The 26,157-nt window shown below is 67.9% G+C and carries 22 protein-coding genes and 1 pseudogene; 20 read left to right on the forward strand and 3 right to left on the reverse strand.

The window, feature by feature from the left end:
• Window positions 1-97 precede the first annotated feature (97 nt).
• The 7 genes from ACZ6KY_RS35370 (at window position 98) to ACZ6KY_RS35400 (ending at window position 5,804) form a co-directional block, all read left to right on the forward strand.
• Entirely contained in the window at window positions 98-436 is a 339-nt protein-coding gene (locus tag ACZ6KY_RS35370; protein WP_469314346.1) for a hypothetical protein, read from the forward strand.
• A 2-nt stretch (window positions 437-438) separates the two neighbouring features.
• Entirely contained in the window at window positions 439-1,221 is a 783-nt protein-coding gene (locus tag ACZ6KY_RS35375; RefSeq protein WP_469314347.1) for an SPDY domain-containing protein, read from the forward strand.
• 33 nt (window positions 1,222-1,254) lie between these two features.
• On the forward strand, window positions 1,255-3,042 hold the full coding sequence (locus ACZ6KY_RS35380; RefSeq protein ID WP_469314348.1) for a type IV secretory system conjugative DNA transfer family protein: 1,788 nt from the start codon (window positions 1,255-1,257) through the stop codon (window positions 3,040-3,042).
• 54 nt (window positions 3,043-3,096) lie between these two features.
• On the forward strand, window positions 3,097-3,573 hold the full coding sequence (locus ACZ6KY_RS35385) for an XF1762 family protein (RefSeq protein WP_469314349.1): 477 nt from the start codon (window positions 3,097-3,099) through the stop codon (window positions 3,571-3,573).
• A 114-nt stretch (window positions 3,574-3,687) separates the two neighbouring features.
• Window positions 3,688-4,209, forward strand: coding sequence for a hypothetical protein (locus tag ACZ6KY_RS35390; RefSeq protein ID WP_469314350.1), 522 nt, complete (start codon window positions 3,688-3,690; stop codon window positions 4,207-4,209).
• Between the two features lie 27 nt (window positions 4,210-4,236).
• Window positions 4,237-5,085: a hypothetical protein gene (locus tag ACZ6KY_RS35395; protein ID WP_469314351.1), complete on the forward strand. Its 849-nt coding sequence runs from the start codon at window positions 4,237-4,239 to the stop codon at window positions 5,083-5,085.
• Window positions 5,082-5,804, forward strand: coding sequence for an SPDY domain-containing protein (locus ACZ6KY_RS35400; RefSeq protein ID WP_469314352.1), 723 nt, complete (start codon window positions 5,082-5,084; stop codon window positions 5,802-5,804). The genes ACZ6KY_RS35395 and ACZ6KY_RS35400 overlap by 4 nt, the downstream gene beginning before the upstream one ends.
• A 28-nt stretch (window positions 5,805-5,832) precedes the next feature.
• Here the strand turns inward: ACZ6KY_RS35400 and ACZ6KY_RS35405 are convergent, their stop codons facing one another.
• Window positions 5,833-6,129 carry a hypothetical protein gene (locus tag ACZ6KY_RS35405; RefSeq protein ID WP_469314353.1) on the reverse strand — a complete coding sequence of 99 codons (297 nt, stop codon included), beginning with the start codon at window positions 6,127-6,129 and terminating at the stop codon, window positions 5,833-5,835.
• Here ACZ6KY_RS35405 and ACZ6KY_RS35410 point away from each other — a divergent pair.
• The 12 genes and pseudogenes from ACZ6KY_RS35410 (at window position 6,116) to ACZ6KY_RS35465 (ending at window position 17,709) form a co-directional block, all read left to right on the forward strand.
• Complete coding sequence (locus ACZ6KY_RS35410; RefSeq protein ID WP_469314354.1) at window positions 6,116-6,643, forward strand: hypothetical protein; 528 nt, start codon at window positions 6,116-6,118, stop codon at window positions 6,641-6,643. The two genes, ACZ6KY_RS35405 and ACZ6KY_RS35410, sit on opposite strands and share 14 nt — an antisense overlap.
• Window positions 6,644-6,693: 50 nt before the next feature.
• Complete coding sequence (locus tag ACZ6KY_RS35415) at window positions 6,694-7,299, forward strand: hypothetical protein (protein ID WP_469314355.1); 606 nt, start codon at window positions 6,694-6,696, stop codon at window positions 7,297-7,299.
• Window positions 7,300-7,490: 191 nt separating this feature from the next.
• Window positions 7,491-7,901 carry a hypothetical protein gene (locus tag ACZ6KY_RS35420; RefSeq protein ID WP_469314356.1) on the forward strand — a complete coding sequence of 137 codons (411 nt, stop codon included), beginning with the start codon at window positions 7,491-7,493 and terminating at the stop codon, window positions 7,899-7,901.
• Window positions 7,902-7,966: 65 nt separating this feature from the next.
• Window positions 7,967-8,737 (forward strand): tryptophan synthase subunit alpha, encoded by a 771-nt coding sequence (locus tag ACZ6KY_RS35425; protein ID WP_469314369.1) that lies wholly within the window; start codon window positions 7,967-7,969, stop codon window positions 8,735-8,737.
• Complete coding sequence (locus tag ACZ6KY_RS35430; RefSeq protein ID WP_469314357.1) at window positions 8,730-9,197, forward strand: hypothetical protein; 468 nt, start codon at window positions 8,730-8,732, stop codon at window positions 9,195-9,197. The genes ACZ6KY_RS35425 and ACZ6KY_RS35430 overlap by 8 nt, the downstream gene beginning before the upstream one ends.
• A gap of 82 nt (window positions 9,198-9,279) precedes the next feature.
• A complete protein-coding gene (locus ACZ6KY_RS35435) occupies window positions 9,280-10,158 on the forward strand; it encodes an adenine nucleotide alpha hydrolase family protein (RefSeq protein ID WP_469314358.1) in 879 nt (292 codons plus the stop codon).
• A complete protein-coding gene (locus ACZ6KY_RS35440) occupies window positions 10,155-11,426 on the forward strand; it encodes a DNA cytosine methyltransferase (protein WP_469314359.1) in 1,272 nt (423 codons plus the stop codon). Before ACZ6KY_RS35435 ends, ACZ6KY_RS35440 begins: the two co-directional genes overlap by 4 nt.
• Complete coding sequence (locus tag ACZ6KY_RS35445; protein WP_469314360.1) at window positions 11,426-12,544, forward strand: DnaB-like helicase N-terminal domain-containing protein; 1,119 nt, start codon at window positions 11,426-11,428, stop codon at window positions 12,542-12,544. The genes ACZ6KY_RS35440 and ACZ6KY_RS35445 overlap by 1 nt, the downstream gene beginning before the upstream one ends.
• Before the next feature lie 65 nt (window positions 12,545-12,609).
• Complete coding sequence (locus ACZ6KY_RS35450) at window positions 12,610-13,986, forward strand: DUF317 domain-containing protein (RefSeq protein ID WP_469314361.1); 1,377 nt, start codon at window positions 12,610-12,612, stop codon at window positions 13,984-13,986.
• A 51-nt stretch (window positions 13,987-14,037) separates the two neighbouring features.
• Window positions 14,038-14,731: pseudogene (locus ACZ6KY_RS35455) on the forward strand (transposase); the annotation flags it as partial.
• A gap of 222 nt (window positions 14,732-14,953) precedes the next feature.
• Complete coding sequence (locus ACZ6KY_RS35460; protein ID WP_469314362.1) at window positions 14,954-16,291, forward strand: IS630 family transposase; 1,338 nt, start codon at window positions 14,954-14,956, stop codon at window positions 16,289-16,291.
• An 80-nt stretch (window positions 16,292-16,371) separates the two neighbouring features.
• Complete coding sequence (locus tag ACZ6KY_RS35465; RefSeq protein ID WP_469314362.1) at window positions 16,372-17,709, forward strand: IS630 family transposase; 1,338 nt, start codon at window positions 16,372-16,374, stop codon at window positions 17,707-17,709.
• 31 nt (window positions 17,710-17,740) lie between these two features.
• Here ACZ6KY_RS35465 and ACZ6KY_RS35470 read toward each other — a convergent pair whose 3' ends face one another.
• Together ACZ6KY_RS35470 and ACZ6KY_RS35475 are read right to left on the reverse strand one after the other, a co-directional pair.
• The gene (locus tag ACZ6KY_RS35470) at window positions 17,741-18,511 is read right to left on the reverse strand and encodes a hypothetical protein (RefSeq protein ID WP_469314363.1); all 771 of its coding nucleotides are present in this window, start codon (window positions 18,509-18,511) and stop codon (window positions 17,741-17,743) included.
• Complete coding sequence (locus tag ACZ6KY_RS35475; RefSeq protein ID WP_469314364.1) at window positions 18,414-24,710, reverse strand: NACHT domain-containing protein; 6,297 nt, start codon at window positions 24,708-24,710, stop codon at window positions 18,414-18,416. The genes ACZ6KY_RS35470 and ACZ6KY_RS35475 overlap by 98 nt, the downstream gene beginning before the upstream one ends.
• 584 nt (window positions 24,711-25,294) lie before the next feature.
• Here ACZ6KY_RS35475 and ACZ6KY_RS35480 point away from each other — a divergent pair.
• Window positions 25,295-25,636 (forward strand): hypothetical protein, encoded by a 342-nt coding sequence (locus ACZ6KY_RS35480; protein WP_469314365.1) that lies wholly within the window; start codon window positions 25,295-25,297, stop codon window positions 25,634-25,636.
• Window positions 25,637-26,157 lie beyond the last annotated feature (521 nt).

Below are 26,157 nucleotides of genomic sequence, written 5' to 3' on the forward strand. Positions count from 1 at the left end.
CGCCTACGGCATACGCGCAAGTCAGCGAGATGCCGACACCGCCGAAGCGTTCGAGAACATCAGCACCGGCGCCCGCCACCTGCTGGCCACGGCCGACGTGCAGCTCACAAGCCTCCCCACCGCCGCGGTGCAACACCGCTGGGTCTACCACTTGAGCGTCCTGCGGGCCGCGATCGACCGGCTCGACGAACTCACCGAGCAGTGGCTGGAGACCCGCGACAGCCTCCCCGCCAACGCCCAGCCCGGCACCCCGGCCTTCGATGACGCCCTCGCCGAATACCACGCCCAGTCGTGGAGCTACCTCGACGACTGGGCCACCCACGGCCAGGCCCTCCGCGAGATCAACACCGCCGCCCGAAAAGCCCCTTCGCCACTGGCCCCGCCACCGACCACGGCGCCGGCCCCAGCCGACCGGCGAACCCCTGCACGGAAGTGACCATGCCCCCGGCTCCCGAGACCGTAGAGGTCGACTTCATCGCCCCGCGCCACCTGGCCGGCGGCGGTGACCCCGCCTGGATCACCGTTCCCCTCCACCGCGCCTGCGGCTGGACCCACGGCAACGATCCCCTGATGCCCCGCGTCCTGCTCTCCAGCCCCGACCGGAAAGCCCTCCTGCGCCTGGAGCCCGAACCCGACGGACAGTGGTGGACACTGCACCACGCTGCAGAACCGGACCGGCCCGCCTGGTACGCGAGCTTCGGCGCCCGCACCCCGGTCGAACTCATCGGCGCCGTCACCGACGCCCTCACCGACCCGGCCCCAGCATCGAGCGCACCGTCCGACCCGTACGGCCCGCTCCGACAGATCGGCTGGTCGAATGTCTACGGGAAAGGCAGCCTCGCGTCGCCGGACGACACCGCGTACCTCCAACGTTCGGTGGGCGTAGACGATCCAGGCCTCTGGTTCGTCAGTGCCACACTCGGCCTGAACCGGCCAGTGTGGCAAGCCATCTTCGACGGGCACACTCCTGCACGCCTGGTCGCCGCGTTCACCACCGCACTCGCCGATCCGGCTCCCGTCCAGCGCACGGGCGGCCTGCACAGTTTTCCGACCCGCGACCCGGACGTCGTCACCCGCCAGTCGCGGGACGTGCACGCCGTACACATCGCCTCCGCTCTGGACGAACGCGTCCGCTCCCTCGCCGCCCGCCGCACCACCCCGCCCACGAAACCGAGCCCCCCACGACAGGCTTCGGCGGCCAAGAGCAGCCGCAGCCGCTGATCCCTCCGTCCCCGCCCGGAAGCAGGTAGCCCTTTGCCCCCTTCCTCCTCCAGTTCCACCGACGGGTACGACCTCGTCCTGCGCCTCCTGATTGGCGTGCTCGCCGTCGTCGTCCCCCTGGCCCACCTCGCCTGGCTGTCCGGCAACATCACCGCCTACCTCACCGGCGCCCGCTGGGCCCCCTACCAGCCGACCACCGCCCTGCTCCACCCCGAGCAGGTCTGGCCCGACGCAGGAGCGACGTCCCTGCTGATCGGCGCACGCATCGTTCCCGTTCTCCTCCTCCTTGTCCTCGGGACGGCCGCGGGCATCCTGTGGGCCCGGTACAAGAACCGCAGCGGCGGCCGGAAGAAGATCACCGGCATGGCCAAGGCCCGGGACATCCAACCGCTGATGGCCAAGGCGATCACCGAAAAGGCCCGTTCCCTGCGCCCGAGCCTGAAGGACGCCAAGCACATCGAGGCCCGCGACACCGGCGTCCTGCTCGGCAACCTGCAGGGCACCCGTCACGAGGTACGCATGGGCTACGAGGACGTGGCCGTCGCCATCATGGCGCCCCGCTCGGGCAAGACCACCTCCCTCGCCATCCCCTCCATCCTCGCCGCACCCGGCCCGGTCCTGCTGACCTCGAACAAAGCAGCCGGCGACGCCTTCACCGCCACCTACGACGCCCGTGCCCGCGTCGGACAGGTGTGGGCGATGGACCCGCAGCAGATCGCGCACGCCGCACGCGAGATGTGGTGGAACCCCTTGGCGGACGCCAAAACCCTGGACGGTGCCGGACGGTTGGCCGGCCACTTCCTCGCCGCGAGCGTCGACGCCTCCCAGCAGGGCGACTTCTGGTCCAAGGCCGGATCCAACATCCTCTCCCAGCTCTTCCTCGCCGCAGCCCTCGACGAACGGCCGATCACCGACGTCATGCAGTGGCTGGCCTTCCCCGCCGACCGCACCCCGCTCGACATCCTCCGCGACCACCAATTCGCCGCCGTCGCCGCCCAGCTCAAGGGAACGGTGGAAGGACCGCCGGAAACCCGGGACGGCATCTACGAGACCGCCCGCCAGTACGCCTCCGCGCTGCTGAACAGCGAGATCGCCGCCTGGGTCACCCCACAGAAGGACACCGCCGAGTTCAGGCCGCCGACGTTCGTGACCTCCACCGACACGCTGTATCTGCTCAGCAAGGACGGCGGCGGCGGCGCCTCCGCACTGATCGCGGCGTGCGCGGACTCGGTGATGCGGGCCGCGACCGCGCAGGCCGAGCGCGCCGGCGGACGCCTGGACCCGCCCATGCTCGCGATCCTCGACGAGGCCGCCAACGTCTGCAAGATCTCGGACCTGCCGGACCTGTACTCGCACCTCGGGTCGCGCGGGATCATCCCGATCACCATCCTGCAGTCCTACCGCCAGGGCCAGAAGGTCTGGTCGGACGCCGGCATGGACGCCATGTGGTCCGCCTCGACCGTCAAGGTCATCGGCTCCGGTATCGACGACCCGGACTTCGCGGACAAGCTCAGCCGTTTGATCGGCGACCACGACGTCGAGACCACGTCCATCTCGCACTCCGAGTCCGGCAAGTCGACCTCGGTCAGCATGCGGCAGGAGCGGATCCTGCCCGCCGACGCCATCCGCGCCCTCCCCAAGGGCACCGCGCTCTGCTTCGCCACCGGCATGCGGGCCGCCATGCTCGACCTGCGCCCGTGGTACCTAGAGCCCGGAGCCGAGGAGCTGTCCGCGGCGTCCGCCCGCGCGTCCAAGGCGATCACCGCCCGCGCCGTGGAGAAGCACGCGCCGACCCAGTCCGACGTCGGGAAGGCCGTGTAAGCGACGTCCGGCTGCACCTGGTGCCGGTCCGCTCACGTGAGGCGAAGGACTTTCGTGCGCGCCTGGCACCGTCACCACCCGCCGCCCGCAGGTCAGATCTTCGCCGTCGGAGCCGCCGACGAGACCGGCACGTTGCGCGCCGTGGCGATTGTCGGCCGGCCGGTGGCCCGCCACCTCGACGACGGCGCCACCCTCGAAGTCACCCGGACCGCCAGCGACGGCGCACGCAACGCCAACTCGCTTCTGTACGAGGCATCGTGGCGCGCGACGAAGGCCCTCGGTTACCGGCGCCTGATCACCTTCACCCAGGAGGGCGAGAGCGGCGCGTCCCTGCGCGGCGCGGGATGGCACCTGATCGCCAGCCGCCCTCCCCGGGCCGGATGGCACACCCCGTCCCGCCCGCGGGCCGGCCACCGCAACGACCACGTCGCCCGCTTCCTGTGGCAAGCCCCCTGCACCACACACCTGGAGTCGCCCTGCACACCTACGAACCCACCGACCTCGACGACATGTCCCCGCGCCGAGCCGTAGACGCCGTGACCGCGGACATCCGCGACCACCACATCACCGCGGACAGCACCGGCCTGTTCAACGCCACACGCCACATCGGCCTGCTCTGCCACCTGGCCGCCCGCATGGCTGCCGATGTCGAATACCAGATCGCCCCGAACATCGGCGACCTCCCGCCCGCCGAGACCCTCGGCCAGAGCGCCGGCCACGCTGACCGCCCTGGCCCCCGAAGCCGCCATGGGCTGCGCCGACAGCGTCGCCCACGAGATCCGACGCCGACGCTGGAACACCACCGGCGCTCCAGAACACCAGCACCAGCTGACCGCCACGCAGCACACCGCCCTGTGGGAGATCGCCTGCGGGCACGTCGTGGCCACCAACTCCCTGGGACGGCAGTACGTCCACTACCGCGACGAGCGCGTGCTCATCGGCACGCTGCGGTCGCTGGAGGCGGACGGTCTGGCCGAGCGCGTCCCGAACTCCGCGCCCTCCGCCTACGTGGGCGGACCGCTTCAAGACCGAGTCCGTCTCACCGCCGCCGGCACCACCGCCCTGGCCGCCCGCATCAGCCGCCCGCCCGCCACCACCGCACCCAGTACAACACCCGCGCCCACCCCCGCCCCCGCCCCCGCCAAGGCAGCCGCCCAAAGCCGCTGACCGATCCTCCCGGAGCCACACGACCCCATGCCCCTGCTCGACCTGGCGGAACAAGTACAGCAACTCCGCTCTCTGGCGCGCGACTTCGAGGCCCTGCACGCCCGCGTTCGGGGCGTCTCCTACACCCCCGGAACCGACGCGCTGTGCCGGATCAGCCCGCTCCTGCTCAAGACCCAGGACCTGACGGCAACCGTCCTCGTCCGCCTGGGCGCACTCGACTCCAGCGCGTACACCAGCATCGCCGGCAGCCGCGCCAGCCTGGACTGCCTGGCCTCGGTCGTGGTCGCCTCCTCGCTGGCCGGCAACGACCTCGCCGGCGCGCTGTACGCCAACCCCTACGAAGGTGCGCCGTTCCCCGGCTATCCCGCGGACGACGCTTCGATGCGCAGCGCTCGCCACGCCGAGGCCATCCCCAAGATGACCGGCCACCTCGCCGCTGCCGCCGACCGGCTCGAGCTGAGTGCGACTGGATGCCACTACGTCGCCACCGGTATCACCCGCGACCTGGCCGCCACGAACGATCGAGCAGTCTCCGCGCGGCGGGCTGCCGGCACTGCACTGACCAGCACCCAGTACGACGCCCTCAAGTCCTTCGCACGCGACGGAGGGCTGCTGTACGAGAGTTCCCAGCGAGGTCTGGGGGTCACCCGCGTCGCCACCGACGACGGCACCCGCGTCTCCATCGCCACCTTCCGGGCCCTGGAAAAGCGCGGGTACGTTGACCGGGACACCAGCACCTCCCTGTTCCACGGACAGAAGATCACCGTCACTGAGCAAGGCCGACAGGCCCTGGCTAAGCCGCGCCCCACCGCCACGGCCGCGACACCTGCGAAAGCCTCCGCCAAACTGGCCGCGGCGCAGGGAGCACGCCGGTGAGCCCGTACGCACCCGACGACCGGGTCATGGTCTCCCCGCGCTACATGGCCGGCGCCGGGGACCGGATCGCCGACGTCCTCGGCCCCCTCATCCACCTCTTCGGGTGGCCTCACGAGCATGACCCGACCACCGGGAACCTCACCATCAACAGCGCCGATGGCAGCCTGTTCGTGAACTTCAACTCCCATCACACACAGGGGCGATGGTGGTCAGTCGCTCACCATGAGCCTTTCTGGGAGGCCCGGTTCACTCGGCAGACCCCCATCGAGGCCATCGCCGCCCTCACCCAGGCCCTGCCCCAACTGATTGGCGACTACCGCCACGCCGACCAGATCCCGCTCGCGACCGGCACCCTCGCCGAGATCGCCGATCTGAACCACTGGCACGACGACGGCGGCACCTTCACTTCACCGGACGGCCACTGCCTCCTGCAGCACACCCCCGGCGATGAGAGCACCTGGGGTTTCCAGCACCACGTGTACGACGGCTTCAACACCCACTGGCACGCGTCCTTCACACAGGACACCCCCCAACAGCTGGTCGCCCAGTTCTTCGCCCACCTCGCGACGACCACGCCGGTCGAGCGCACCTTCCGTGACGTCCCCTACCTCATGCAGGACTTGGACGACGTGTTCATCACGCCCGTCCGCGGTGCAGTCGTGAACCCGCACGTCCACCACGCCGGCGCCGAGCTCGACCGTGCCGTGCGCCGCCGCTGACCCCGCCACCGACCGGAACCCGTCACCCTCAATGAACAACCCGACCGCGCCGGCCGGACACCTCCTGCTCCTGGCCTGCGACTTCACCCGGCACAACGACGCCCTGATCCGGCTCCATCTGACCGGATCCAGCCCCGCCACCGCCCTCACCCACCAGACCGCCCTCACCCAGCACCTCGCCATTTCGGCGCTGCACATCGTGGACGTCCTCAACGCCCAGCGGATGTACCACAGCCCCGCAATCCGCACCGTGTACACGCGGGTGCGCCAGCTCGCCCACCTGGCGGCCGATGCGGCCGACCACCTTCTGGATGCCGTGGGACATCCTCGACGACACCCGCGCCGGGATCCCCGTCCAGGGCAAGGGGCCGCTCCTGACTCGCCAACAGGCCCTGGGAGAGGCTGGTAGCCGCCTCACCCTGCTTCGGGACCTGACGGCACTCGGTGCCCCCGATGCAGTGGCGACCGCCGAGTTGTTCGTCGCCGAACGACGACGCAGGGGCGTCCACCCCGGACATCAGCCGCCTGCTCTGTCGCCCGCTCAGGGGGCCGCGCTGCGCGCCGTCGCGCAGGGCGAGGTGACGATCGCCGACGACAAGCCGTACATCCGCCGCGACGACGTCCGCGTCTCCATCAGCACCATCCGTTCCCTGGAGTCCCGCGGCCTGGTGGCCCGCGAACCATGCCCGCTCTGGCTCCGTGACGAGCGTGTCCACCTCACCGCCGACGGATGCCATGGTCTGGCCGCCACCTTCGGCCCGCCACGGGCCCCCGCGCTCACCCCCGCCCGGTCCACCAGCAGCCCGGTCCCCAGCGCGGCACGCGCAGCGACCCGGTGACCCCTTTCCTCCCGGCCTGCAGCCGCCCCAGCCAAGCCCATTGGACCACCGTGTCAATTCTGGACTTCCCCGACGTATTCATCGGGTCCACCGACGACGGGCACACCTTCGTCATCCTCAACCGCCGCATCCGCGACGCCGACCGACTGCTGACCGAGGCCGGCTTCCTCCCCCGTGAACACCTCGGCCGCATGCTCTACCTGCTGCCCCCGGCGGCCACCACGCAGGACGCGCACGAGCGCGCCGGCATCGCGGTGTACGGGCTCCTGGCCCACACCCACGACCTCGTCGACCTTTCCTGGACGACACGCTGGAGCCCCGCCCCTCCGGCAGGCGAACCAGACCTGCACTTCCAGTTCGATGACGGCACGGTTGCCGTGACCGCCGCGACCACCACCGGCCGGTCCCTGTTGGAGCAGCACGGCTTCGCCCCCGCAGCAGACGGTTCGTCCTATCGGCCACGGGACGGGCTGGACGAGCGCGGGCTGCTTGGCACCGTCACCGCTGCCGAGGCGCACGCGTACGCCCACGGTCTCAGCGCACGTGTCCGCCTGGGCATCCCGACACCAGCCGACATTCCCGCCAGTGGCCGCCGCCGCGCCACTGCCACCACCGGTCCGCGGACTGCGCCCTCGGCCCGTCGCCGCACCCGCTGACCACCTCCGCAGACTCCATCACCGCCATCCGAGGAGCTTCCACGTCCTCCGACACTCCCACCGTGCATGATCTCGCCCGTGCCCTCGCTGACCAGCTCTACCCCGGTGCCGCTCCACGTGACGTAACCGTCAGTTTCGGCGCCCGCCGTCAAGCCCCCGTCGAGTACCGCAGCCGCGGCCGGGGAGGGCCCGTGACGGTCTACGCCCAAGCACTGCACGCCACCCTCTACGGCCTTCCCACGCACGACGAGCCGCTGCCCGCCGCCCTGGACGCGCTCCTGCAAGCCACGAACACCGCGACCGCCCCGGAACAGAAGACCGCGCTCCTACACCAGGTCGCCGAACAGCTGCGCAACGCCGCCGAGATCCTCCAGCGCTACCAGCACCGAGCCCAATGGGACCGGCTCTCCGACGATGTCGCCAAGCAGCTCCAGGACGCCCACGACCAGGCCCAGCAGATCGCCCAGGCCCTCGACCACGTGGCTCCCGCCTTCAGCAGCCGCCCCAGCTCGGATTCCTCCCCCGGCGCGCACCGCCATCACAGCCAGAGCGCCGCCGCCCCCGCGACCACCCTGACTCCACCGGCCGGACGCCGCCGCTGACCTCTGGCGACAGCCCAACCGCCGGGAAAGGCACCACTCTGGCCACCTCCGACCCCCTGCACGCTCTGCTCACCCAACCCCGTTGCGCGCTGGGAGTGTTCGTCCCCGCCGGCCTGCACCCGCCAGGCGCCGAGCGCCGTCACTTCGACCAGCTCGCTCAGGCAGGAGCCGATCTGTTCGAGGTCGGCCTGGCTGCCGAATACGCCAGCCTGGACGGCCCCGTAGTCCGAGCCGCGTATGACCGTGCGCTTCGGCGCGGAAACGTCCTCGCCCGCGCCGTCCGCGCCGTCGAGCATGCCGCCCGCCTACGGCCGAGCGTCGTCATGACCTACTGGGAACCCGTCGGCCGCCACGGCCCGGGGCACCTGGCCCGCCTGTTCGCCGAGGCCGGTGCTGCCGGCGTGATGGTCGTCGACCTGCCCACCCGCCAAGAGGACCGCTGGCGCAAGGCAGCACGGGACGCGGGTCTTCGCACCCCGCGCCTGGTCCCGCGTCACACCACCGACACCGGCCTCGCCAACGTGGTTGGCGGGGCATCGGGGTGGCTCTACGCGCCCGCCAGCACGGCACCCACCGGCTACCAAGGCCCGCTCGACATCCCGGCCCTCTCAGACTTCACCCAGCGCCTGCGCGCCGCGAGCCCGCTGCCCGTGGTCTCCGGGGTCGGGATCTCCACCCCTGCCCTGGCCGCACGCGTCGCCCCGCTGGTGGACGCCGTCGTCATCGGCACCCCCATCGTCCGCGCCCTGGCCACCGACCCAGGTCACGCCCCCGCCCTGGCCACCGCCTTCGCCCAGGCCCTGCGCCCGACCAGTCTCACGGAGAGCCATGCCTGACTCCCTCTCACCAGCCGAGACCCTCTCTCGCCTGACCACCGACGCACTTGCCCTGCACCAGTCCCTGCGCGCCGGCGCCAGTGACCACGCCAGCGCGCTGACCGCCCGGATCACCGACGCCCAGGCCATCGTCCAGACCGCCCTGAGGCTGTTCCTCGACCTGGCCCAGCACAGGCCACCCGCCACACCCGAGGACCTCCTGCTCCTCAATCACGTCGCGCAGATCGCCAAAGCCGCCCAGGACGCAGGCGCCGAACTGGCCGCAGCCCTCGCCCGCTCCGTGGAGAACCAGCGCCGCCGAGCCGACGCCGCGTCCGGCCGGGTCGTCCTCATCGGACCCTCACCCCGGCAGTTCATCGAGTCGGCCGCCGACCTCCTCGACCGCATCCCCGCCCTCTGCCACGCCATACACCGCGACCGGCTGATCCCGCCCGGCCTGCCGACGCACCAGTCGCTCTGAGGGCGCACCCCCGTTTCCTCCACCCCCAGGACAGACCATTTCAGATCAGCCCCGATTCCGCGCCCTTTCTCTTGGCGCGGGAGTGCAATCCAGCACCCTCCTTTCCCTGTCAGCCGAGGGCATCCTCCCGAAGGTCGACTACGCCATCTTCGCCGACACCGGATGGGAACCCGAAGCGGTTTACGCCCATCTGAACCGCCTGGAAGAAGAGATAGCAAATCCTGCCGGAATACCGGTGCTTCGCGTATCGTCCGGCAACATTCGCGACGATGCCCTGAACCCGGATCACCGATTCGCATCCATGCCCCTTCATATCCTGAACAAGGACGGGCGGCCCGGAATGACCCGAAGGCAGTGCACCGGAGAATACAAGGTGAAACCGATAAAGCAGCAGGTCCGCGAGCTGCTCGGATACCCCTATCCGATACGCATTCCCAAGGGGGTGTTCGTCGAGCAGTGGGTTGGGATCTCAACTGACGAGTTCCACCGGGCCAAGGACGCCGACGTGAAGTACATGCGCAACCGGCATCCCCTCCTGGACCTCAATTGGAGCAGAGCGGACTGCATCCGTTACCTGACCTCGCAGGGGCTGGCCGATACGCCGAAATCGAGTTGCCTCGGCTGCCCGTTCCACGGAAATGCGCAGTGGAGGCATATCAGGGACACCTCTCCGTCCGAGTGGGCGGACGTCGTCGAATTCGACGCGGCGATCCGGCAGGGCAACGCCCGCGCCACTGCGGCGGGCAGCCGACTGCTCGGCGAGGCATTCCTGCACCGCTCCCGCGTCCCGCTGGACAAGGCGCCGATCGACCACGTCACCGCCGCCGAACGGGCAGCCCTGCGCATCGGCGCGGACGAGGCCGACGAGCTGGAGAACGGCGTCGTGGACGGCTGCTCGCCCTGGGCGTGCCGCGGAGATGCGGACGCGCTGACGCAGGACGAGTTCGGCCTGGCCACGTGATACTCGACCTCTTCGCGGGGCCGGGCGGCTGGAGCAGGGCACTGGATGTCCTCGGTGTGCGCGACGTCGGGCTGGAATGGGATGCGTGGGCGTGCAGGACCCGTGCCGCCGCCGGGCAGTTGACGGTTCGGACCGACGTGGCGATGTATCCGGTCTGGCCCTTCCTCGGCCGGACACGCGGTGTGATCGCGTCTCCTCCGTGCCAGGCGTGGAGCAAGGCCGGCAAGCGCCTCGGCCTGGTGGACCAGCCTCTGGTCCACGCGGCCGTCGAGGACCTCGCCGCCGGACGCGACACCCGCGAACGACTCCTCGCCGCCTGCCGCGACGAGCGCTCCCTGCTCGCAGCCGAGCCCATGCGCTACCTCCACGCCCTCAACGCGGTCGGCGAGCCCGATTGGGTCGCCATGGAAGAGGTGCCTGACGTCCTGCCGCTGTGGAAGCAGTACGCGGCCGTCCTGCGCGGCTGGGGATTCTCCGTCTGGTACGGAATCCTCAACGCCGCCGACTTCGGCGTCCCACAGACCAGGAGACGGGCGATCCTCCTCGCCTCCCGGGTCCGTACGGCGCAGCCCCCTACCCCGACGCACTCTCAAGTCGCCGAGCCCGACTCCTTGTTCGGCCCGGGCCGCACCGGTTGGGTCAGCATGGCCGAGGCCCTGGGATGGGGCGCGACCGACCGCCCCGTCCCCACCGTCTGCGCCGGCGGCGGACCGGGCGGCGGACCCGAACCCTTCCCTTCGGGCTCCCGCAAGACACTCTCCGACGCCCGGGAGCGCGGCACCTGGATGCCCCGATCGGACGACGTAGTCCTGCAGTCCCGCCGCGAAGGCGCAGGATGGGCCGCACGGCACAGCACCCGTGAGAACCGTGCCGCCGACGCTCCGGCGTCGCCGTTCACCGCCGAGGCGCACCGCTGGTCCTGGTCGCTGCGCAGCAACAACCAGGCCAACGCCACCGTGCGGTCCATCCAGGAGCCGGCGGGCACGCTGTTCTTCGGCCACCGGGCGAACGAGTGCACCTGGATCGCCGAGCCCGCCTCGCCCCCGGCCAAGGACAGCGAAGCGCTGGCGACTCCCGAGCCGATCCGGATCACCGCCCGCGAGGCCGGCCTCCTGCAGACCTTCCCCGCCGACTACCCCTGGACCGGCAACAAGGGCCAGCAGTTCTCGCAGATCGGCAACGCCGTACCGCCATTGCTCGCCGGCCACCTCCTGGCCCCGCACCTCGGCGTCACCCTCGACCCCAACGACTTCACTCTCGCCGCCTGATGCCCTCCAGCCCCGAACCCGCCGAAGACGACCTCGACACGATCCCGCCACCGCAGCCGGTGTTCCACGCAGAGAAGGCCCTCCTCGGCGCCCTCCTCCTCGATCCGCACCGTCTCAGCGACGTGACCGGCATCTCCGCCGACTCGTTCTCCACCGCCACGCACGCCGCCCTGTTCGCCACAATCAGCACACTGCCCCCGCCCGACCCGACCGAGCACGCGAAGAACACCACATGGCTCAACCAGGTGCTCGCCAAGGGCCGCGAGCAGAACCGCGGACTGACCGTCACCTACCTGCACGACCTGATCCAGGCCTGCCCCTGGTCCCGCCACGCACCGGCCTATGCGCGGATGGTCGAGGCGGAACACGCCCGACGCCGTATGCGGGCCGCCGCCGAACGCCTCGTCCAGAGCGTCCACGATCTCTCCCTCCCGCATCCGGTGCAGACGGTGCTCGACGAGGCCGACGCGCTCGCCATGGTCGTGGACGACATCGCAGCCCGCTTCCCGCCGCGATCCGGCGTCCTGCCCCGCACCGCAGCACCGCCGCCGGCCATCGCGCCCGACCACACCGAGGCGGCCGAGGAGGAACAATTGCTGCTCGCGACCGCCACCGCCCACCCTGCCGACATCGAATCCGTCCAGTGGCTGCTCCCCGACGACTTCACCCTGCCGCTGCACGCCGGTCTGTGGCAGTGTCTGACCGCCCTCGCCCGGCGCCGCGAGCCCGCCGACCCGGTCACCGTCCTGTGGGAGGCCCAGCAGCGCGGCCTGTTGGACGACGGAAGCGACCCGGGCGAAGTGCTCCGCCTGCTGGCCGAACCGGTTGGTTCGGTGGAGCACTGGGGCCAACGCGCCCTGCAGCGTTCCCTCCTGGCCACCGCCGACAGCACCGGCCGGCGCATCGAGGCGTACGCCGGCGACCTTGCGAACACCCCGTTCCAACTCGTCGTCGGCGCCCGCCGATCCCTCGCCGACATCAGCGCCATTCGTACCCGCTGGCAGCACGCCACCGGAACGGTCCCGCCACAGCGACCGCGCCCGGCGCCCACCACCCGTGCCGGCCCGCCGACCACCACGGCCGCGCCTACCGCCCGCACTGTGCGAGCAACCCGATAGCACCCGCATACGCCGGTGGCCTGACCCGAAGGCCCGGCCACCGGCAGAAGAGACGACACCCCAACGTGACCACCGCACTCCCCATCGACGCCCACGTCCGCCTCGACACCCACCCCACTCATCCCAGCGCCGTGACCGCCGTCCTGACCGGACCCCAGGCCCGCATCGCCCACACGGGCCTGGAAGCGGCCGACTGGACTGTCGTGGCCGACAACGTCCTGGTCCTGGTCCGCATCGATCACGAGGAGCCCTACTGGGCCCAGGACGCGGCCAAGCACCTGACCGCCGCGGGCATCACCGTCGACATCACGCCCCGCCTCCGGGAAGCCATGGATGAGGAATGGACCTGGGCCAGCTACCCGATGCCCTGGTGCGCCCGCGCCGAGATCCGCAAGATCTCCAACGAGGCCCAGAAGGTCCACGACGACATCCGCCACGGCCAGCTCCTCATCCACGCCCACGCCCACGCTGGCCACACCACCGTCGCGGTCGGCACCTACCTCGGCGCCAACAGCAAGTCCGTCTACCTCCACGGCGAGGACCACCTGCGCCAGATCGCCGACACCTTCGACTCACCCGCCCAAGCGCTCCTCGCCTTCGAGAAGGTCCACCGCACCGAAATGCGCCCAGGCCCGGCCCCCCTGACCGACACCGAACGCGCCGCCGCCGAAGCCCGCACCCCGCTCACCCTCCCCCCGGCCCAGCCCGAACCAGGCCGCCCGGAGCCCGAGACCGTCCCGGTCTACCTGGCCGATGCCGGCGACCACGACGCCCTCCTCAACACATTCCTCAACGCGCACGGCGAGTGGGAGAAGTGGCGGACCTGGTCGGACGAGACGACGCACGCCATCCACGAGTCCCAGACCCTGCGCATCGAACTCGTCCACGAAGCGTCTATCGACGAGACCGCGTGGACCGTGGCCGCCTACGAGACACCCGTGTCCGACCGCATGTGGGTCCTCACCGCGACCGGCGCCACCCCGGCCCCCGTGCTGCAGGAATTGCTGGACCACCTCGCCTATGGCGACGGCTGGGACACCGCCGTCGGCGCGCCAGTGGACGAGAAGAGGGTCACCGCGGCCACACAGCCCCTCTCCGAGGCCGGGTGGAAACACTCCGTGGACGGACGATGGATCAGGTGGACGTCCCCCGCCAGAGACGCGAGCGTCCAGTTCGACGCCTTCACCGCCCAGAACCCGAGCCACAACCTCGCCACCTGGACTATCTCGGCCGGTCCAGATCCTGAGCGACCCACCTGGACCCTCACCGCGTCCCCGAACACGCCGAGTTCACTGCTGGCCGACCTCGCCGAGGGCCTCGCCCACGAAACCGGCACCCGCCAGCGTCTCACCGCAGGACGGCAAAAGCATGCGCCCCGTGCCAGTGAGGCGCCCGCACCCGCTCCAGCGACACCTCGAAACCAGACGACCCCAGGTCGCTGACCGAACGGCGGACCCGCGAGACAAGCGTGACCCCGCGCACGGGGGAAGGCGCGGGGTCACTTGATCCGTAACGACTCCGACGGCGGCACCCACGAGTTCGTCGCCTGGCTCGCCCAGCGCGGGAGGCGGCTGTCGTACTCGGTCGGCATGACCATCACCCACGCCATCCACCAAGCCGTCCTGAAGGTCCCGGCATCGACTTGGACACCGGCCGTGGAACCTGATGGCGAGATCCGCGACGGCGCCTGGGTCGCCGAACTCGCTGGCGACTGCCTGACGGGCTGGCCGAAAGGGCTGCGGCTGATCGTGCGCAAGGAACGACCGCACCCCGGCGCCCAACTGCGCTTCACCGACGCCGACGGCACGCGGTTGACCTGCTTCGCCACCAACACAGCGGGCGAGGCGATCGCCACCCTCGAACTACGCCACCGGCAGCGGGCCCGGGCCGAGGACCGCATTCGCGCCGCCCGCGCCACCTCCCCCTGCACGACGCCGCACAGAACCAGATCTGGCTGGAGATCGTCCAGATCGCCCTCGACCTGCTCGCTTGGATACCCCTGCTCGCCCTGACCGGCCAAGCCCGGCTCTGGGAGCCCCGCCGACTGAGGCTTCGGCTGTTCTCCACCGCCGCCCAGCTCATTACCACCGGTCGCCGCCCTACCTCCGCCTCGCCAAGCACTGGCCCTGGATCGACGTGATCACCGGTGCCCCGGCCCGGCTCGACGCCCTCCCGAACCCCGGATGACCAGCACGTTCCCGTCCCTGCGAGTAGCACCATCCCGCCGGAGCCGTGGAACTCGGCGCACGCCCGACGCGACAGCCGGGCACTCAACCTGCCCAGCCTCCGAAAATGCCCACCAACACTCACCGCAAAGGGCCCGTCAGCAAGCTGACGGAGACCCTCATGAACGATCGAGGCTAGTGTGATGCGCCAGAAATCCTGAGGGTTAGTAAGTACCCTGTCGTCATGTCGCATTCGGGGCCTTCTGCTGTGGCGATCACGTTGTCCGAGGCCGAGCGCGTCGAGTTGCTGCGCCGGACGAAGATGGCGCACCGGCGCTCGGCCGAGAAGGCCAGCATCATCCTGGCGTGTGCTGAAGGCATGTCAAACGCGGGTGTCGCACGGCTCGTCGGGGTCCGGGCCAAAACGGTCGGGAAGTGGCGTCGGGCATTCGCCGCAGAGCGGATGGCTGGACTTGAGGACGCCGGCTGGATTGGCCGGCCGAAGGCCGACCTGGTCCTCGACGATGCTGAGCGCAGGCAGTTGCAGCAGTGGGCGCGGCAGGCCAAGACCGCTCAGTTCCTCGCGTTACGGGCCAAGATCGTGCTGCGTTGCGCGGAGGGTGGGACGAACCAGCAGGCCGCGGCCGACCTCGGCATCGACAGGTCGACCGTGGACCGCTGGCGGGCCCGGTTCATCGCGAAACGCCTTAATGGTCTGCATGACGAGCCCCGCTCGGGCCGGCCGCCTTCGATCCTCCTCGATCAGGTCGAGGAGGTCGTCGTGGCCACCCTGGAGTCGGTCCCGGGCCAGGACACGCACTGGTCACGGGCCTCGATGGCCCAGCGCACGGGCCTGTCGAAGTCGACGATCGGGCGGATCTGGAAGCGGTTCGACCTCAAGCCCCACCTGCAGGACTCCTTCAAGTTGTCCACCGATCCGCAGTTCGTCGCGAAGGTCGTCGACGTTGTCGGCCTGTACCACCACCCGCCCGAGAAGGCGGTCGTGCTCTGCGTGGACGAGAAGAGCCAGATCCAGGCGCTGGACCGGTCCCAGCCGGTGCTGCCGATGATGCCGGGCATGCCCGAACGCCGCACCCACGACTATCTGAGGCACGGCATCACCAGCCTGTTCGCCGCCTTCAACATCGCCGATGGCACTGTCATATCGGCACTGCACCGCCGCCACCGGGCAATCGAGTTCAAGAAGTTCCTGACCCGGATCGACAAGGCCGTGCCCACCGGCCTCGACGTGCACCTCGTCTGTGACAACTACGCCACCCACAACACCGCCGACATCAGGGCATGGCTCGCCAAACACCCCCGATTTCACGTCCATTTCACTCCCACCGGCTCCTCCTGGATGAACCAGGTCGAGCGGTGGTTCGGCCTGCTGACCGACAAGCTCATCCGCCGCGGCGTCCACACCTCCGTGAAGGCACTGGAGGACGACATAACAGCGTGGATCGACACCTGGAACGAGAACCCACGGCCCTTCACCTGGACCAAGACCGCCGACGAGATCCTCAACTCCCTCGCCGACTACCTCACCAAGGTCGGAACCACCGGCCAGAAAACCGAGTAGAACTAAGCATCAGGATTTCTGGCGCATCACACTAGTGTGATGCGCCAGAAATCCTGAGGGTTAGTAAGTACCCTGTCGTCATGTCGCATTCGGGGCCTTCTGCTGTGGCGATCACGTTGTCCGAGGCCGAGCGCGTCGAGTTGCTGCGCCGGACGAAGATGGCGCACCGGCGCTCGGCCGAGAAGGCCAGCATCATCCTGGCGTGTGCTGAAGGCATGTCAAACGCGGGTGTCGCACGGCTCGTCGGGGTCCGGGCCAAAACGGTCGGGAAGTGGCGTCGGGCATTCGCCGCAGAGCGGATGGCTGGACTTGAGGACGCCGGCTGGATTGGCCGGCCGAAGGCCGACCTGGTCCTCGACGATGCTGAGCGCAGGCAGTTGCAGCAGTGGGCGCGGCAGGCCAAGACCGCTCAGTTCCTCGCGTTACGGGCCAAGATCGTGCTGCGTTGCGCGGAGGGTGGGACGAACCAGCAGGCCGCGGCCGACCTCGGCATCGACAGGTCGACCGTGGACCGCTGGCGGGCCCGGTTCATCGCGAAACGCCTTAATGGTCTGCATGACGAGCCCCGCTCGGGCCGGCCGCCTTCGATCCTCCTCGATCAGGTCGAGGAGGTCGTCGTGGCCACCCTGGAGTCGGTCCCGGGCCAGGACACGCACTGGTCACGGGCCTCGATGGCCCAGCGCACGGGCCTGTCGAAGTCGACGATCGGGCGGATCTGGAAGCGGTTCGACCTCAAGCCCCACCTGCAGGACTCCTTCAAGTTGTCCACCGATCCGCAGTTCGTCGCGAAGGTCGTCGACGTTGTCGGCCTGTACCACCACCCGCCCGAGAAGGCGGTCGTGCTCTGCGTGGACGAGAAGAGCCAGATCCAGGCGCTGGACCGGTCCCAGCCGGTGCTGCCGATGATGCCGGGCATGCCCGAACGCCGCACCCACGACTATCTGAGGCACGGCATCACCAGCCTGTTCGCCGCCTTCAACATCGCCGATGGCACTGTCATATCGGCACTGCACCGCCGCCACCGGGCAATCGAGTTCAAGAAGTTCCTGACCCGGATCGACAAGGCCGTGCCCACCGGCCTCGACGTGCACCTCGTCTGTGACAACTACGCCACCCACAACACCGCCGACATCAGGGCATGGCTCGCCAAACACCCCCGATTTCACGTCCATTTCACTCCCACCGGCTCCTCCTGGATGAACCAGGTCGAGCGGTGGTTCGGCCTGCTGACCGACAAGCTCATCCGCCGCGGCGTCCACACCTCCGTGAAGGCACTGGAGGACGACATAACAGCGTGGATCGACACCTGGAACGAGAACCCACGGCCCTTCACCTGGACCAAGACCGCCGACGAGATCCTCAACTCCCTCGCCGACTACCTCACCAAGGTCGGAACCACCGGCCAGAAAACCGAGTAGAACTAAGCATCAGGATTTCAGGCGCATCACACTAGATAGGCTTCTCTCCGAGGGAGGCGGTCTCGTCAGTATCGCCATCAGCGTCTTCATCTAGTGGACTGGCAGCCTCTGCAACTGCCCGCAAAAGCTCGTTGATGGTGTTGTGGTACGCCTCCGCGAGCTCGCCCAAGGCGGATCCGATGACATCCGCATCCCCTGAAGCTTCGGCCCCGCCTTGCAGTTGCAGGCTAGCGGCCCTGCTCGGCAAGCGGGCCGCATACCCAAGGACGGCCGACTCCTTTTCGGTGATGTGGCTGGCGAACTGGTCCAGCCACACTTCCTCTGTCTCGGGACGCCCGCCGGTCGTAAGGTCGACAAGGATGGCCATGACCTTGTGGTGAATGTTGTGCAGCCGCGATGAAACGGTGGGCGAAGACCACTTGTCGCTGCCCGGTTCAGACAGCGCATCTAGGGTCGCTGCCAGTTTCGCAGCGTACGGGGGCGGCCATCCTGAGGGCCAAGAGGAGCGTGCCTGCCAGAGTTGCAGGATCGCGTCCCGTGCTTCCGCGGCGCGGGCTGCGGCGTCCGGGGCGTTCGTTTCGCGTGCCTGGTCGGCTTCCGTTACAAGGCGAGCTGTGTAATGCGCAAGCCAGCGGATCAGGGTGTTGTTGGTGTGTTCGTCGCCGAACTCGACCAGGATGCGTTCACCTAGCTTTGCGACGGTGTCAACTGGCGGTGAGGGATCCGGTGGCGTCGAGGAGATAGATGCGGCTGACGGGGAGTCGGTACCCGTTGCGTTGTTGTCCGGTTCGGCGCCGTGCAATCTGAACCTCCAGGATCAGGCTCTTTTCTGCGGTAGCGAGATATCGCAGCAGTGCGTCCCGCCTGACATGGACGCGATAACCGGATGATACGAACGAGGATGACGAGTCACGCCCAGGATCTGGATCGGCCCATTGCTGCGCCTGTGCCACGACGTGCCCGTCCTGCGCTGTGAGCGCGAGACGGGTAGCCTCGAAAATTGTGTGGCTTTGAGTCCTGAATGCCGCCCCGGGAAGCGGCAGTTCGCGACGCATTTCGTGCGCGTATACGTCATGTCGGTCCAGGTACTCACTCGGCGAGCACGGATCACGCATCCATCCGGTGAGACGGAATTCGCCGGTGTCCACTTCAAATTCTTGATCGTGTTCGCCGGGCAGCTTCCAGTCTGTCGGGTTGGTAGCTGCGGCGAGCGCACGCTGCAGATCGGTGGCGTGGCGAGGGTCGACGAGGGCCGATGCCACAAATACGGTCTCATAGGCGTCGGGACCATGGATTTGGATATTCGCCGCAACACGGATCATGTCGGATGGGCCGTCGTGACCTGTTGGTCCGAGAGCGCTGTCGAAGTCGGCCGGCGATGCGGTGTACCAGTCCTCCGACCCCACCCGGGACACCAGGAACTCTGCCTCTGCTGGGACCGGCGTCCCAAGGTCTGCGAGCCAGCCTGTCGGGGCTGGGAGATGTGGCAGGAGCCAGTCTTCCCAGGAGTCAGCCTGCTCGTGTGTCCAGGTTCCGGCACGGGCTGGGCGGTTTTCGTCGGCGAGACGTCCGGCCGTTGCCATCATGGCGTGATACTCCATGTAGAGGCGGAGGCTCTCCTCAGGGGGAAGGTTTCCTTGCCTGTGGCTGGTGCGTTCCCAGGAGCGCGCATCGCGCAGCTCCCGCATATCCGTCCACCAGTCGTCGATCCTCAAGCCCCATTGGTCGAGGATGAAGCCTTCGGCCGTCTTGGCGATGACGTCAACTTCGACGTCGAAGACCCGAGCCAAAGGCGCGTACCAGTAGGGGATGGTGTCCATGGAATCAAAGTTGTAGCGGCCTTTCCAGGAAATCCTGTCGCGTTTCTCGTAGCTACGCCCGTAGTCCACCAGCCAGCTGGAGGGCTGGTTGGCCAGTCGGAGCATCTCGACCTGCGCGGAATTGGCGCCAGCCACTGCCGCTATCGCGAGGGCACTGCGGCGTGCAAGTTCACGGATCTGAGCATGCGAAAACACTCGGTCCGTGGCCAGTCGCACAAAGTTGTCGAAGTACGGCGCCAATATGTCGGCGCGTTCTGATGCGACCTGCTCAAATGCCGCGAGGACTGCGGCTATCGCCGAGAAGCGGTAGAAGTGCAGCTTCTCATCTCGGAAATCACCCGGCTCACCATGATCCAGGTGGCCCATGAGGTCAGCCACCAGCGACTGGGTAACGGCAGTGGAGGATGTGAGCAGCAACTCGCGGGTGGAGTGCGCTGCGCGCCACCGCAGTTCCCTCCGAGGGTGGCCGAAAGCACTCCACAACAGGTCGGAAATGGCCGATTCCAGGCGCTGTTGTTCGACGGTCAACGCGTCCTGCGGAACGCGGTCATCGAGGAGGCCCAAAAGGGCTGAGCTCGCGTCGCCGGCAGGACACAGAAGGCCCAGGAACTCTGCGATGCTCCGCCAACCGTGCGCTCGCAAATTCTGCCGCGCCTCGGGTAGGGCAGCCAGAGCGGCTTTCCGGATAACCGAGTCGTCTCCGAATGCCCGCAGGCGTTCGATCGTACGCGGCGCGTCATGCCCCCAGAGCAACTCGGTGAAAAGTCGACGCATCAGGTTGGGAAGCGCTGCGGTAGCCCACGTCGATGTGGTCGGCGTTGAACTCCAGCGCCGGACAAAGTCGGACAGGACCATCAGAACATCGGACACGTCCAGGACCTGTAGCGATGCGACAGCCGTAAGAGCATCCAGCCGCTGTCCGTAAGGGGTACGTTGGAGGACCGCTTTGATGAATCCGCGCAGTTCGTCGCCATACACGAAAGCGCCGTCCAGCGTCTGCACGTCCTCCGCGAGCGAAGTCCAGCTACGCGAAGCGGCCTGAGACAGCAAGGCTTGCACCTCGGGAGCCTGACGCCTAGTACTGTCCCAATCCCGGCTGGTGATCTGCCCACTGGCCGAGTCTCCTGCCCCGTCACCATCACCCAACTGGATCACCGGTTCGAGCACCGAGCGGACACTGCTTCCATGGCCCATCTGCTCGGCAGCGTCCATAAGGAGGCGCGCTCTAGCGGGTTGGTGCCGCGCGGGAACATAGCGGCGCAGCCACGCCGCAGCCCTCAACAGGACCCGACGGCACTCCTGCATGCCCGAAGCACCGCTCGCCGCCAGCCGTTCGGCGATGTCGAGTTGCAGTTGCCATCGACCTCCGTCATCTGCGATCAAATGGTCCAAGGAGAGCACCTGCTGCGCGGGAATCCCTCCGTTATGAAGTGCGCCAGTGAGGGCAGCCGGCAAGGTAGACGAGAGGCCAATTCGGTCTTGGTCGTCCCATCTACTTGCTGCCGCAAGGCCGGTGAACGGATCCAGCCGCGCTGCAGCTCCAGCAATCTCCGCGTACGGAATCTCGGCGGCTTCGCTCACGTGAGGAGCCATCAGTTCCGCAGATCGAACGAGACGTGCGGCGGTATGGACCGGATCTAGGCTGGAGATGTCAGCCCGGCGGGCGAGGTCTACGTGAACCTTAAGGAGCCGGGCCGCGTCGTCGTTGATACCGGTCGACGCTTCTACGGCCTGATCGAAGAGATGTCTCCCCAGGTCTACATCTGCCTTTGCTCCCAACTCAGCCAATCGCGCAAGAAGGTCGAGGCGATCAGGTGCGGGATAGTCATGACTGTTGATATAGACGGCAGCCCTCGTGCACAGGTCGGCTGCCGTGCCTACAAGTTGCGGATGCGGAAGAAGAAGGGATGCCAGTTCCATCCACAGTTCAGGAGCACCATCACGACGGACAGGCTCGGCGGCAGCCGCGAGACGGTCCACAACTTCCTCTGCCACGCCAGCGTCCAGGGCCGCAGCGGTAACGAGGCTCGCCCAGGCTTGATAGGACGTGTCGTACGTGAACCACCGGCGTGCGGCATGCTCCATGCGTCCCGCGATCCCCCGATCGCAGAACGCAAGGACCTCGTCGGCGTCAGCTTTCTCCAAGACTGCGTGCGCAGCCAGCACGGCAGCTTCCGCAATGGGCTTCACGAGCTGGAGCCATTCATCACGCTTGCGCGCACGAGCGTCCCCGGTGCGATCACTCTTTTCGGCAGGCGGCTGTAGTTCGGCCGGAATGAGCGCGACGACATCCATGTCGTTGCCCCTGAGGACCGTGCCTACCGCCTGGCAACGCAGTGTTGTAGTGCCTTGCCCAGCGAATCCCGCATAGCTCCAAAGCCCTTCGGGCAAAGCGGTAGACCAGTGCTTGGCCAGATCGGCGGTCAGCTGACGGTCACCGCGACGGAGCGCTGCATCAAGAATCTCTGCCCGCCAGGGCTGAGGCTCGCCGGGCGGCTCCAACAGCAATGCGGCAAGCGTAGCGTTTAGCCACTCCTTGTCAGGTTCATCCGAATGGGATGCGACAGCAAGGAAGATGCGCGCCTGAGCCTCCGCCGGTACCCGGAACTTCTCCAGAAGCCTTCGTACGACGGCAAGGTCCACGTCACCCGTAAGGCGCCCCGCCAGGGCCACCGCAGCGTCCAGCACAAGATCCACGGGGCGCCACCGCCGCAGTTCACTGACTGCGGACCCAACGCCGGCAAGCCGGTAGCGTGCCTCCGCCGCTGCGGCGATGTCGTCCGGCGTGACATCCCAGTGCTTCCCCTCCCTCTCTCTCTGAGCCATCCAGCGACGCAGCCACCCTCCAGCGCTGTCCAGGTCAGCCCGGGCGGCGTCGTGTCGTTCAGGCATACGCGAGAGCACTGCGGCCATCTGAAGGAATGCTGGGGCGAGCCAAGACCCGCCTGCAGTCCGCAGCAGGTGGGCCCGCAGAAGATCCGGGTCCGTATAGCGCGCAACCAAATCCAGATGCGATTCGGTCAGACGCGAAAGCGTGTCCTGCCGTGACGCCGCGTCACAGCCTCGAACAGCCAATCGCACGGAAGCCGCTGCATCTGCAGTCTGCGCTGCGGCCCTGACAGCGAGGTCCAGGCGCCGGGCTTGAACCTCCTCACGACGAAAGCCGTCCGTAATGCCGACCGGACTGGCTTCTTCTAGGACCAACTGCAACAGCTCTTCCAAACGACCTGCTGCCGACAGATGGACGGCAACGTGCGCCGCGGCATCCACGTCGGTCGCACGACCGGCAAGACACAGATCAGCCAGCCGGCTATGAGCCGCGATCACTTCGGAGGGGTCCACGCAGCCCCTGACGTGCGTTTCGAAGTCCTCGTCCCGGAACTGGATCGAGTCGTCGACGATCCGCACGCCGGGAGTGAGCCCCGCAGCAAAATGCCTGACGGCCAACAGGTCTACGTTGAGAGCTGTCGCGAGTGCCTGAAGCTGTACAGGGCGGGAAAGCGCCAGCATCAAGGCGAGCCACTGCAGGCCGCCGGCGTCCGCGCCACCCACCTGCAGAGCGGAGTCGATGAGGTCACCGAAGACAGCATCGGGAGTCTGCTCAGACTTCGCCAACAGGGTGGGCATGTCCCACGCATGCTCTGCTGCCTGCTGGAGGCTATAGAACTGGGCCCTTGGATTGCCTTGAGTCCTCTCGTGGAAGGTGTGCGCTTCCTCCTCCGAGGCGTCCGGCCGGTACCGACGCAGATGCGCCGCGGACGTGGGTGCGTCGAAGACTGCGAGAGGGACCTCCTCAGCCGCCGTCGTGGCCTCCAACGAGCCGAGCCGATGACTACGCGCAGTGAGTATCACGGAGACTTGTTCAGGCAGGTCCAGGCGGACGAGCTCCGGCAGAAAGGAGCGACTTTGACACTCCCGAGCCGCCGTAGCGGCGTTGTCGGCAGCGTCAATCGCCAGGATGAGCACGGCATTCCGCGGAAGCCCAGCGACAGCCCCGTCGAGCGTGCGGCGGAACCGTCGCCAAAGATCTTCCCTAGGCCGTGAGGTCGAAATGAGCAGAGGGGTTCCGCACAACTGCGCCAGCTCATTGACGACTTGAGTAACGAATCGCTCCGGCGTGTGCCGCTCCTCGCCTGCACTCAGGTAATCCCCGCCGCCATAGCAATCAAAGTGAACAACCAGCGACCCTGTTGGCAAGTGATCCTTGATCTGGCGGATCGCCGTGGTCTTTCCGGCCCCGGCATCTCCGTGAGCTACCACGAGGCACCCCGGGTTCCTTACCACGGCGTCTGCGATGGAACGGGCACCGGGCGCGGGAAGCGGATCGCGAACTTCCGCGAACCGAGAAGGAGCCGGGTAAAGATCCAGCAGTTCCGGGGCCCCTAGTTCCGCAAGAACATCCTTCGCTGTCACTCCCTTGCGATTACTGTCCGGCAGCGCCTGGGCACGGACCAGGTCGAACAGTTTGAGAGCTGAGTCGTGATCCTTGCCCGGAGTGAGCTGCGCCGCTCCGGATCGAACCGCACGAGCCAGCGCGGCCCTGTCCATGGCACCTGTCTGCGACAGGTCAAGAGTGCCTATGAAAGCGCAGAACTCCTGACTGCTCAGCCGACCACGCACACCCTCGTACAGAGTCCGGATCGTCCCAGCCTGCTCTGTTGAGAGCCCTGCGAGAAGTGCCCGAGTCTGCACTGGCCCCGCTTGCCCGTCGACCCACGCCGCCGCAGCGGCAACACAGGAGGTCAGTTCAGGGGCGGCCGGCTGATTGCTGACCAGCGCAATCCGGACCTTCGCCGCGACATCGATCCCATGATCGTCCAGAAGTCGGCGATAGGCGGCCGCGAGATCCGCAATGACGGATCGTGGCGGCGCCGGAGTGCCGTTGGCGCGACGCGGCACCCTCTGTTTACAGAGCCTGGCCGTTGTCCAAGCAGTGTCCGGGTGACGCGAGCTGTACTTCAGCTGTGACAGGACGAGCACGTCTGCCGAAGCAGCATCGTCGCCTCCCAGATACTCGGCAACATCCACCGTTTCGTAAGCGTCGTCGGGATCATCGACGCAGGCAAGACCTTCGAGCGTGACTCGCCGGAGCATGGTGCCCGGCTCGATCAGCTTCAGCGCCCGGCTCGCCGCCCACCAGAAGTGAAAATCGTCTCCGGCATTCGACTCCGGCGCACCCATCCTGCTCCCCCTTACCCCTGCGCGGCCGAGACCACCAACGCGACGGGCACAGGATATAGCCAGGCAGATCGGGATGGAGCCTGCAGTCACAAGACATAACCAGCGCTTCTGAGTTCGGGACCAGTTCCCCGGCGAGCAGTTTCAAGTCGCCGATCAGTTCCTCGTCCAGGTCCACCCAAGCCCCCGAACACGATCCGCGACACGGTCCCGTGCTGCTGGCACCGCTTCGACCAGAGCCGGGACGGTGAAGGCGTAGGGCGATTCTTCGAGCGGGCGGCATAACTGGGAACCTCTCGATGGGCAGGGAAGAGTCAGCGCGTTTTCCCGAGCGCGAACGGATCTCTCACCCTCTTCAAAATGCGGTCCACAGGACAACCAGGAAGTCGGAAAGAGCCCGGGAAACGGCGGACGACCACCATCCATCTCGGACGGCCTGGCTCCCCATCTCGGCGGCGATATCACAACTGCAATGTCAATAGGACTCACCAGCCGCCGCACGCGCCAACTACCAGGGAGACCCGGCCCCACCAAGACGTCGGCTACTTGAGTGCAGCACGACGAGAGCAGCTGTCGCAGTGACCGGTATGGATCTGCCTCCCGACACCGTGCTCATCTTTGACCAGGACGAAGACCTGATCGTCTTTGAGTCGTTCGTGCACGCCTCGAACGACCTTGAGGCGATGGACGTGTCGGAGGGTGAGTACACGGCAGCGTACTCACCGGACCGTCGCCTGCTGGCACTGGCTGCTCCCGAGGGCCCAGAAGGCATGGTCGTTCTGACCAGGACCGGCAGAGGTGACCCGGCCGATCCGGGGCGGAGAGTGGCCCGCTACTGGCAGCGTCACCAGATGGGCCAGTCCCCGCGTGACCCGTTGCGGACGGCACGCTTCTTGATCGGCAGGGACAGCCAGCCCCGCACGGGATAGCTGAGCCGAGTCACCGGCCTGCTGAGAGGCAGGTGCGCGTCGCGGTAGGCGACGCCAGCGATGATCTCTCGAAGCAGCGCCAGGCGATCCTCGTAGCCGAGGCATCTCCGTGTGGCATGGAAGCCCGGCGGATCTGTGCCTCCCATAGCAAAGGCCAGGATGCCGTGGCGTCCCACAGCACGCCTTCAGCGGAACACCTTCCAGGTCTGTGTCGCGCAGGTCGGCTCCCGTGAAGTCACTGCGCGCCGCCTCGGCATCAGTTCGGGCCAGTGCCGCACGCTCCGGACCAGACACCTCCTCCGGCAACGGCTACACGCTCACCCCGATCGACAGCACGGACAGGGTCGGCAGCTTCACTCTCGACCTCGAGCGGGCCCCCGGGCTCCAATACATCCGCCAATAGCCACATCAGATATAGGCCATTAGCCTCGCCGTTTCACTTGGTGTGGGGCCGGGTTCTGTGCGGTAACGCGAAAGTGCCTTCTGAGCTGGGACGATGAACCTTGTCGAGGGGTTCTGTC

This window comes from Streptomyces sp. NPDC042002, from assembly GCF_055588305.1.